Raw genomic sequence first — 10,501 nt, forward strand, 5'->3', positions numbered from 1 at the left:
CCGGAGGCGGCCTGCCCGCCCGGCTGCACCCGGCACGGCAGGTTCGCCCATTCCGGTCGCAGGTCGCATTCGGCGTACCCCGAGCCGGAGGTGGCTCGGTAGTAGACCGTCCTCCGGGTGGCCGGCGTGGTGGTGCTGGTGCCGCCGGCCGGCGCGGTCGTGTTGGTGATCAGGCCGGTGATCGGGTCGTAGGTAGTGCGGGTGGTCTGAGCGAGCCCGCCCGGGTCCACGGTCACCACGGTCGGCTGGCGCAGGCCCCAGTCGTAGGCGGTGGTGGTGGTCCGAGTGTCGTGGTCGCTCTCCACGCCGCCCGCGTCCCAGATCCGGACGCCGACCTCCTCCTTGGTGATGAGATTGTACGGCCCGCCGGTGGTCGGTGCGCCCTGGTCGTAGGTGTTCCTGGTGTGCTTACGCCCCCGCACCACGACACCGCTGTCCAGCATGACGTCGTGTTCCGGTTCGTAGGTATTGGTCAGTCGCTGACCGTCCGTGGAGTAGACGTTGAGCGTGGAATGGCTGCGGGCCAACATGCTCTCGGCCGCCGCGTCGTCGGACGTGCTGGCGTTGAGGGCCCGGGCCCGGTTGCCCGCCGTGATAGTGCGGACAATGTTGCCCCACTGGTCGTACCAGGTGGCGCTGATGTGCCCACCCGGCATGGCCGTGTTCACCTCACGGGCGTTCGCGTCCAGATAGGTCACGGTGGCCCGCTCGTAGGACGACGGCAGGGTGCCGGCGGCCGGGTCACCGGCGGGCACCTGGCTGGCCGGGAACACCGCGGTCGCGTCGACGGGGGCCTCGGGCTGCGCCCACCGGCTGGTCTGGGCGGGCGACAGGTCGTATGGGGCACCGGTGCCGGCGACCGGCACCTGGTAGACCAACGTCTGGATGGCGGTGCCGGCGCTCAGTGCGGATCGGCTGACCTTGTGCAGCCGACCAACACCCGGGTCACCCGGGATGGTGGTGTAGCTCAGCTGCCACGGCTCCTCGGCGACCGGCTTGACGGCGCTGAGGATGCCGTCGGTGGTGTAGTCGTAGGTTTCCCGCAGCTGCCGCGTGGTGCCGGCGTCGTTCCAGTCCAGCCTCGGGTCCCAGGTCGCGCGCAGCCGGCCCGCGTTGTCGTACGCGTACCGGGCCATCGGCACGGTACGCATGGCCGGGGTCGGCAGGTCCGGGTCCCAGGCGGTGAACCCGATCTCCTTCACCCGGCCGGTGTAGTCACCCCAGCCCGACTCGGCCGTGCCGGTCGCGGTCGTCGCGGTGGCGTAGGTGAAAGTCAGCGCGCGGCAACCCCTGGTCAACGTGGCGCAGTTCACCCCGTCGACCACCGGTGCCAGCATCCGGACCGGCCGGACCACCTCCTTGCCGGCGACGGTGGCCTTCTCCCAGCCCAGCGTGGTGGTCTGGTTGTCACCCGGCGTCATCACCGCGGTCGGGAAGTACTTGCCCGCCGCCGTGCCGGCCACCCGGGTGAACGTCACGTTGTTCCCGTCCTCGTCGATCAACGAGTACGAGTCACTGCCACTGGCATAGGACAGCCGCAGGAACTCCATTCCGATCTCGGGATCGAACGCGGTGGCCGTCCGCTTCGTGAAGCCGATCGTGTCGCCCTCGGGCAACCCCACCTGCACCAACGACCCGAAGACCGTCAGCGATGTGTACGGCGAGTCGGCCTCCTCCACGAGTGCACCCGACACCCAGCCGGGCCCGAACATGTTCGCCGCGTCCGTCTCCGCCGCCCGCCGCGAGTTGTAGGAGCGGGTGACGGTCAGGTCGCTGCCGTAGGAGCTGACCGACACGTCGGTGTCCGAGAGGCTGTAGTTGCCGGTGATCAGGTTCACCGAGCCGGGCCCGACCTGTTGTGACGCCGCCGACGCCTGGTCCCGGTCGAAAGTGATCTTCACCGCGCTGGACGTCCCGCCCGTGCCGCCGGTGAACGTGCCGCGTACCTGCAACGGACCGTTGCGCGGGATCGACTCCGCGTCCGCCGCCGCGAGGGTGGCCTCGACGTCCCAGTTGAGCTTGGCGAAGTTGCCACCGCCGGTGGTTGGGAGCGGCCAGGTCACCGCGCCGCCACCGGCGGCGACCGTGACGTGTCCGGTCGGGATGTTCACCCACGTGTCGGCGTCACCACGCCGCCACTGGTACGTCACACCGGTGGCCGCCGCCTGGCCGATACCGGTGATCGCGGTCTTCGCCGCGGTGATGTCGCCTTCCTTCGGTGCCGTCACCGCCCCGGAGCCGACGTTGAACGTGTAGCTGCGGATCGCCGACTGGTTCCCGGCCCGGTCCCGCGACCGCACGTACAACGTCTGCGGACCGTCCGCCGTCGGCGTGATCGACACGGTCGCGTTCGCACCCAGGCTCGGCGCGTTCACCGTCTGGTTCGGCGGGTTCACGTTCAACCCGTACTCGTACGCCGCCACATCGGTCACCCCGGCCGCACCGAAGGTGAAGCTACCCGCCGTCCCGGCCGCACCGGCCCACTGACCGGCCGGGTACGCCGTCGACGACACCGTCGGCATCGCCGACGGCTCGGCCGTGTCCACGATGAATGAGCAGGTGCTCGACCAGGCTCCGTTTCCAGAGCCGTCGTTGCCGCGGACCCGCCACGAGTAGGTGCCGCCCTCGGCGAACGCACCGGACGGCACTGATGTCGCGAGCCATGACCCGGAGGCGCCGGGGCCGACGGTGGTGCCGCTGATGCGGGTGCCGCCGATGTGCAGCCACTCGAACTCGGCCCGCACCTGCGAACCTTCCGCATCGTGGATCTGCGCCCGCAACTGCGGGGTTCTCGTGTTGATGTACGGCGCGCCACTGCTACCGGTCACGCACGCCGTCGACGGGACGGTCGCCCGGGAGGTGACGGTGGGCAGGGTCTGGTAGGTCAACGTCACGTAGGGGCTGTTCGTGCCTTCCATCGAGTGGAACCTCTTCCACCCCAGGTTGTCCGTCTCCGTGCTGGCGCGCAGGCCGACGTTCGCGGTCGTCCAGCCATTATTGGCGGTCACCTCGAACACCTTCTTCACCGGCACGTTCACCCAACCGCCGGCGCAGGAGGAGTTGTAGCCCTTCGTCTGCGTGGAGATACCGGCCTGCTCACGCCACACCGGCTGATTCGTCCACCGGGCCGTCGTGTCGACGTAGTCGACCCGCCACGCCTCCCACTGCCGCACCGTGCACGACCACGAGTGGTGATTCCACAGGTACAACGTCGCCGCCTGCACCTGCTTACCCGTCAACCAGCCCAGGTTCCGGAAGCTCATGAACGACCGCGCCCGCAGCGAACCCCCGTCGGACGTACCCAACTTCAACTCGGTCGCCGCGGACTGGTCCGACGTGTACCCGGTCTGCACGAACGCGTCATACTGCGGCCTCAACGTGACCGCCGGGTCGATCGTCACCGGGAAAACCGTCTCCGGATCCGTCAACCACGCCTCGTCCGGGGACAGGGCCATCCCGACCCGCGACGACGTCGCTTCACCCGTCCGCCGGTCCACGGTCGTAATGCGCAACGGCTCACCCGACTCCGGATCAACCTGCGCATCCCACATCATCGGCTGCGGGGAGACACCAACCGTCTCACCCGACCGGTCCCTGATCTCGAACCCACCGCTGCCATCGTCGACGAGACTGAGCCCGTCGCCGCGCAGCGGCAGCGACACCTCGCGCACCTGCGCCACCGCAGCCCGGTCCTTGACGATCAGGAACTGCTCGAACCCCGTCCGCGTCGACTCCACCACCAGATCGACACCCGGACGCACCTCGGTATACGTCGCCCGCGTACCCTCCACCGTCGGTGTCGGCAACGCACCCGACCAGCCCAACGCCACCGTGCCACCCGCGGACTCGACCACCGCCAGGTCGTGCTCTCCACCACCTGCCGCACCCGACAGCCGCAACCCCACCGGATGCGCCTTCGCGGCCACCGACCCGTCAGGCTGCGCCGCAAGCGTGAAATCGACCGGCTTCCACCCGCCGCTGCGCTCGTCACGCACCCGCACCGGTCCGAGGTGGACCTCCGCCTCCACTCGACCGTCCGGCAACGCCCAAAACTCCGACGTCTCCGAGGTCAGCCCAGCGATCCGGACCCGCTTCCCGGTCAACCGCGCCGTGTGCACCGCCGCCGCCTCATCCGGCCGTTCCAACACCTGAGGCTCGGCAGGCGCCGCCGACACCGGTACAGGGGCCGCCTCCGCACGCTGAGGCGCGACCCAGTCCGCCATCGTCGCCGCGAGAACCACCGACAAACCAGCCGCAACGAGCTGCCCGCCACGAGACCGCGCCAACCGCGCCGTCCCTCGCAGGCGACGACGCGACAGCAACCACCTATCCATCGACCACTCCTTACCGTCACACGGAGCGATGAGTGGATCACGGAAGCGGCGCGTCGGTCGTGAAGATCAGCTGAACAGTCAACGAAGCTGCCACCAGAATCCGACCTGACCAACCAATGTGGACACATCCGATGGCACGGCACCCGAAAGCCAGTGCGCACGCCGAGTTCGCGGCTGGGCCGGCGCGCGGCACGGGCCACAAGCGCGTCAGCGGCTCATGCGGGCGGCCGGGTCACAGGGCGCAGTCAGGCGCCGGGCGACACGGCTGCACCGCGCCCGACCCACACCCGCGTCACCCAACGCGATACTGGGGAAGGCACATGACGAATGGCAGACCGGCGACCGCCCCCGCGTCACCGGAGGGCACCATGGCACTGATCACCACACCTGCTCCCAACCGCTGCGACAAACTGCCTGCTGCATGACCGCCATCGCCTGAGGGGAGTGTGGATCTAACGGCTCTGTCTCACACACTCCCCTACCCGACGACCTCCACCAAGCCATCGACCGAATCAACCAGCAGCACCCTGCGCACTAACTTGACCCAACTCAGGACCGGGACCCCCGGCCTGCCAAAGCGTCCGCACTACCGGACTGTGAAGAACACGGCCATCCCCCACAACTTCACCAGAACGCGTCTCCCGGCGCACCGATTCTGCGCCGCACGGGATCGCCGTCAAGACCAAGCCGCTGACGCGGTCGACCTCCGGTCGAGTCTTGACCCCGACCCCTTACCGGCGTTTGCGGCACCGAGCCGGGAATCAGCACAAACCGGTCGCAGCAGTCCGGCCAAGAAGGGTTGACACGGCCCCACTCCTTCAGGAATGACAGGTGGCCCACCAGACTCAATCCACGCGTCTCGCTATGCCTCGATCCACCGATGAGTTTCAGGCTGATGGAACCCTGGAGATAGAAAGTGCCCTCTGAACTGGAAGCATAGGAGTTCTGACGCTTCTATTCCGCCGTTCGAGAGGGCACCTCGCAGGTGAGATTACGCCATGACGCGCCGGCGGTGCGCGCGACGTTCGGCGACCCGAATCTGGTGTCGTGTGCTGGTCTCGTTCCGGTGATGCGTATGGCCCTGCAGGCCGGCCTGCACGCCGCGGTCGCCGAGCGGGTGAGCTTGCCGACGGACAAGGGCGCGAACCCGGCAGGGAAGGTCGCCACGATCGTGGCCGGGATGCTCGCGGGCGCGGACAGCATCGACGACCTCGACGTCGCCCGGCACGGCGGGATGCGTTCGCTGTTTATCGGCGTGTACGCGCCGTCGACGGTCGGTTCGTTCCTGCGCACGTTCAGCCACGGACACGTACGGCAGTTGCAGGCCGCCGCCCGTGACACCCTGATCGGCCTGGCCGCCCGGGCGCCGTCGCTGGCCGGCGTGGACGTGCTGACCTTTGTGGATATCGACTCGATGCTGCGGCGGGTCTACGGCAAGCAGAAGCAGGGCATCGGGTTCGGTCACGCCAAGGTCGGCGGCTACAACGTCTGGCTACGCGGCTACAACCCCCTGATCGCGACGCTGTCCACGCCGTTGTCCGCGCCGGTCGTCGCGGCGACCCGGCTGCGTGGCGGTAACGCCGGTTCCGCTCGTGGCGCGGCTAGCATGATCGCCGAGGTGATCACTACCGCCCGATCCTGCGGCGCGACCGGCGAGATCGTCGTGCGAGCCGACTCCGCGTTCTACGCCAAGACGGTCATCAGCACCTGCCGGCGCCGAGCAGTGCGGTTCTCGGTCACGGCCCGCATCGACGCCAAGATCCGCACCGCATGCGACAGCATCCCCAACGAGCAGTGGATCAACATCCGATATCCGCAGGCCGTGTGGGCCGAGGACGAACAACGATGGATCTCCGACGCGCAGATCGCCGAGACCACCTACACCGCGTTCGCCGACACCCGGCACCAGGTGACCGCCCGACTGATCGTGCGCCGCATCCGCCGCAACAACCCCACCCAAGCCCCTGGCCAGCAAGAACTCCTACCCGCCTACCGGTATCACGCGGTCTTCACCGACAGCCCGTTCACCCTGATCCAAGCCGAAGCCCAGCACCGTCAGCACGCTGTCATCGAGCAGGTCAACGCGGATCTGATCGGCGGGCCACTCGAGCACCTGCCATCAGGGCGGTTCAGCGCCAACGACGCCTGGCTGACCTGCGCCGGACTCGCCCACAACCTCACCCGCGCCGCCGGGCACCTCGCCGCCGGCGCCTGGCCGACCGCCCGGACCGCCACCATCCGAACCAGGATCATCAACGTCGCCGGCCGCCTCGCACACCGGGCCCGCACCATCCACCTGCACCTACCGCAGCACTGGCCCTGGCAGACCGCGTTCGAGAACCTGTTCACCGCCGTCCACCCCGCACCCGGCTGACCACGGCACCCCGACCGAACCCCGGCGGCCCGACCACAGGCCACGCAACCCGTCCCACCCCAAACCACCACGCCCGGAGCAAGCCGATCACGCAATCGGCGATTTTCGCCTGCTCCGAAACCGCCCAATACCGAAACTACTCAACCGCGCTCACGACGAACCGCGTCGGTGGATCGAGGCTATGCGCCATGGTCTGGTAGCGGCTCAACGTGCGTGATTGCGTCGGTTTCTTCAATGCAATCTTGTTGCAATAGCGACGTTGTCGCATTCGGTTTCCGCGGATATCGTTCCTGCCTTCGAGTAATCCGAACGAAGGGTGATCGATTCCCGTGCGCGAACTGCTGGCCAACAGAACCTACAGGCGGCTTTTCGCTGCTCAGGTAATCGCCCTTGTCGGCACTGGGCTGGCGACGGTGGCTCTCGGGCTGCTCGCCTACGACCTTGCCGGCGCACGGGCCGGCGAGATCCTCGGGACGGCGTTGGCGATCAAGATGGTGGCGAACGTGTGCGTCTCGCCACTGGTGGGGGCATGGCTGGATCGAGTGCCGCGCGGCGCCGTGATGGTCGGGGCTGACGCGATCCGGTTCGGGGTCGTCCTCAGAGCCAAAGCAAAGTGAGTTGATCTTCATCGGGCCTGATGGCGGGGCTCGTGAACGAGCGCGGCCTTCCTTAGTAGACGATGGCGGTTCTCTACGCCAGCCGTCGTCTGCAAGAAAGGCCGCTCGTGTCAGTCTCCCATGCGGTTGTTGGTGTCGTCACGAACGAGAGCGGGGAGGTGGACACCGGGCAGGTCGCGGCGCTGGCCGGGGTGTTCGCCCAGGTCACCGACCCGCGGAAGGCGCGGGGTGTGCGGCATCGGCTCGCGGCGGTGCTGACTGTGCTGACCTTGGGTTTGTTGTGCGGTGCCCGCAACTTCCGGCAGGCCGCGGACCGGGTCGCTGAGCTCCCACAAGCGCTGTTGGCCGCTGCCGGTGCCCGCCGGCATCCGGTGCTCGGGATCCGTGTCCCGCCTGGGCGGGACACGCTGCGCCGGCTGGTCGAAGCGGTCGACGCGGCGGTGGTGGACCGCCTCGTGTGCGGCTGGCTGGCCGCCCGACTCGACACGGTGGCCGGGTGCGGGCTGGCGATCGACGGCAAGTCCGTCCGCAACTCGGGCGGCGGCCACGGCGTCGACGTGCAGTTGTTCTCGGCGATGCGGCGCGACACCGCCGTGACCGTCGCCCAGGTCCAAGTCCCGGCCGACACCACCGAGGTCACCCAGGTCGCGGCGTTGCTGGACCCGATCGACATCACCGCAATGGCGATCACCGCCGACGCCGCACACCCCAACCGGGAAACCGCCGGCTACCTGATACGACGCCACGCCGGCTACGTGTTCACCGTCAAGGCCAACAGGCCAACCCTGCTGACCGCGATCACCCGCCGGCTCCCCAAAGCCACCACCCCGACCAGCGCACACACCAGCACCGAACGCCGCAACGGCTACCGGATCACCCGCACCATCTGGACCGCACCCGCAACCGGGATCGACTTCCCCGGCGCCGTCCAGGTCTTCCGGCTCCGCCGCGACGTCTACGCCCCGGACGGACAACGCGTCAGCAAACAGATCCTCCACGGCATCACCAGCCTGACCAGCACCGCCGCCCAGATCGCCGGCTACGTACGCACCCACTGGTGGGTGGAAAACAAGATCCACTGGGTTCGCGACGTCCTGTTCGGCGAGGACAACCACCACGCCTACCTCGGCACCGTCGCCCACGCCATGGCCGCGCTACGCAACCTCGCCATCGCCCTGATCCGCCTCGCCGGCCACACCCGAATCAAGCAAGTCATGGAACGTCACCACGCCGACAAGATGCTCATTCCCACCCTGCTCAACCCATCCCAGCCATGATCAACAGACTTTGCTTTGGCCCTGGTGCAGACCTGGTGGCCCCAAATCCTCGCGTTCATCCGCACCGGCATCACCAACGCCGGCTCCGAAGGAACCAACCGAGTAATCAAAACCGTCGCCCACGACGCCTACGGCTTCCGCAACCCCGTCAACCAGCGACTACGCACCCGCTGCGCCACCACCCGACGCACCCGAGGACACCTCAACCCCCGCTAACCTCGCTGAGCCGCGTTGACCCAGTTCCCGTCGACCAACGTCTCGGTGGTGAAGGCCCGGAACCGGTGCGCCGGGTCCCTCGACTCGATCATGTACATGGAGTCGAACTCCGGCCCGATTTCGACCAGAAAACCATGATCGTCATCAATGGTGAACTGGAACTGATGCCCAGATAACGACGGCCAACCCATCTCCGGGCTCGGATCGAGTGCCAGCACCGACGCGATCCTCGCCCGGCGCGGTGGCCGGGCGCAGCACCACGCCGGCGACCAGCAGCGCCGCCGGCGGCCACAGGTTGCGATCCTCGCCCGGCGCGGTGGCCGGACGCAGCGGGTGGCCACACAGGTGGCACACATGCCCGTAGATCACGTTGCGATCCTCGCCCGGCGCGGTGGCTGGGCGCAGCCGTCGACTACGTGGCGCGGTTGGGCATCTACCAGGACCAGTTGCGATCCTCGCCCGGCGCGGTGGCCGGGCGCAGCATCCGCGACACGTCGGCGTACTTCAGCGAGCCGGGAAGGTTGCGATCCTCGCCCGACGCGGTGGCCGGGCGCAGCCTCCCGCATCGCCCGCGTGCCACGCTCGAAACCCTCGTTGCGATCCTCGCCAGGCGCGGTGGCCGGGCGCAGCGAGGGATGGGCCACGGGCACCGGCGCGGCTCGCGTGTTGCGATCCTCGCCCGGCGCGGGTGGCCGGGCGCAGCAGTTCCTCCTTGGTACGCGGCAGCTTCCGGACGAAGGCGTTGCGATCCTCGCCCGGCGCGGTGGCCGGGCGCAGCGAAGCCGCTCGGGGACGCCTGGGTGTGGGACCGCAAGTTGCGATCCTCGCCCAGCGCGGTGGCCGGGCGCAGCCCCAGCACCAGCCTGGGACGAGTGCCTCGACCCGCTGGTGGTTGCGATCCTCGCCCGGCGCGGTGGCCGGGCGCAGCAGGTGCGCCACCTCCTCGTCGGTGGCCGGCGGAGCCTGGTTGCGATCCTCGCCCGGCGCGGTGGCCGGGCGCAGCGTCGGCGCGCTGATCTCGGAGATGCAGTCCGCCGGCGGCGTTGCGATCCTCGCCCGGCGCGGTGGCCGGGCGCAGCACGGGAAAGCCGCGACCTGTCCGCCAAAACCGGCGGTTGCGATCCTCGCCCGGCGCGGTGGCCGGGCGCAGCTCAACATCTCCCGGGTCGGCAATCTCGCTACCAGGGAGTTGCGATCCTCGCCCGGCGCGGTGGCCGGGCGCAGCAGGTACGGCGCTCGGCCGTCCTGACCCCGGGCACGCAGTTGCGATCCTCGCCCGGCGCGGTGGCCGGGCGCAGCCACACCTCCACCTCGACGGCGGCGTGGTCGTTCTTGTCGTTGCGATCCTCGCCCGGCGCGGTGGCCGGGCGCAGCGGTCATTCTGCCAGCGCTGCTGCGGTCGTCCACTGACCCGTTGCGATCCTCGCCCGGCGCGGTGGCCGGGCGCAGCCGTCTCAAGATCCAGCGCACGCGCACGAAGGCCCTCGCGTTGCGATCCTCGCCCGGCGCGGTGGCCGGGCGCAGCCCCACGACGATGCAGCCGCTGTCCAGGCTGATCCGGATGTTGCGATCCTCGCCCGGCGCGGTGGCCGGGCGCAGCCGCACGACCTCCCACATGCCTTCGGTGGTGACCACCAGGTTGCGATCCTCGCCCGGCGCGGTGGCCGGGCGCAGTCGGTCAGC

General features: G+C 69.1%; 5 protein-coding genes, 1 pseudogene and 1 CRISPR repeat array. Of the genes and pseudogenes, 4 read left to right on the top strand and 2 right to left on the bottom strand.

Features of this window, described 5'->3' with window-relative positions; genetic code table 11:
• Positions 1 to 4,145, bottom strand: a 4,145-nt coding sequence (locus AB0M52_RS23580; RefSeq protein WP_363957432.1) for a DNRLRE domain-containing protein, incomplete at its 3' end; no start/stop codon positions are given.
• Between the two features lie 1,174 nt (positions 4,146 to 5,319).
• On the opposite strand from AB0M52_RS23580, the gene AB0M52_RS23585 reads away from it, so the two are divergent.
• The 4 genes and pseudogenes from AB0M52_RS23585 to AB0M52_RS23600 all read left to right on the top strand — a co-directional run bounded on the left by AB0M52_RS23585 (position 5,320) and on the right by AB0M52_RS23600 (position 8,818).
• On the top strand, positions 5,320 to 6,708 hold the full coding sequence (locus AB0M52_RS23585; protein ID WP_363957435.1) for an IS1380 family transposase: 1,389 nt from the start codon (positions 5,320 to 5,322) through the stop codon (positions 6,706 to 6,708).
• 329 nt (positions 6,709 to 7,037) lie between these two features.
• Positions 7,038 to 7,307: pseudogene (locus AB0M52_RS23590) on the top strand (MFS transporter); the annotation flags it as partial.
• Between the two features lie 125 nt (positions 7,308 to 7,432).
• Positions 7,433 to 8,602, top strand: a complete 1,170-nt coding sequence (locus AB0M52_RS23595; RefSeq protein WP_363957438.1) for an ISAs1 family transposase — start codon at positions 7,433 to 7,435, stop codon at positions 8,600 to 8,602.
• Positions 8,603 to 8,626: 24 nt separating this feature from the next.
• Positions 8,627 to 8,818 (top strand): transposase, encoded by a 192-nt coding sequence (locus tag AB0M52_RS23600; protein WP_363957444.1) that lies wholly within the window; start codon positions 8,627 to 8,629, stop codon positions 8,816 to 8,818.
• Here the strand turns inward: AB0M52_RS23600 and AB0M52_RS23605 are convergent.
• Positions 8,815 to 9,036, bottom strand: coding sequence for a hypothetical protein (locus AB0M52_RS23605; RefSeq protein ID WP_363957441.1), 222 nt, complete (start codon positions 9,034 to 9,036; stop codon positions 8,815 to 8,817). The genes AB0M52_RS23600 and AB0M52_RS23605 overlap by 4 nt on opposite strands.
• Position 9,037: 1 nt before the next feature.
• A CRISPR array of direct repeats spans positions 9,038 to 10,493; the repeat unit is 37 nt; unit sequence GTTGCGATCCTCGCCCGGCGCGGTGGCCGGGCGCAGC.
• The last annotated feature ends 8 nt before the right edge of the window (positions 10,494 to 10,501 follow it).

Origin of the sequence: Micromonospora sp. NPDC051296 (assembly GCF_040682255.1) — a bacterium.
Taxonomy (GTDB): Bacteria; Actinomycetota; Actinomycetes; order Mycobacteriales; family Micromonosporaceae; genus Micromonospora; species Micromonospora craterilacus.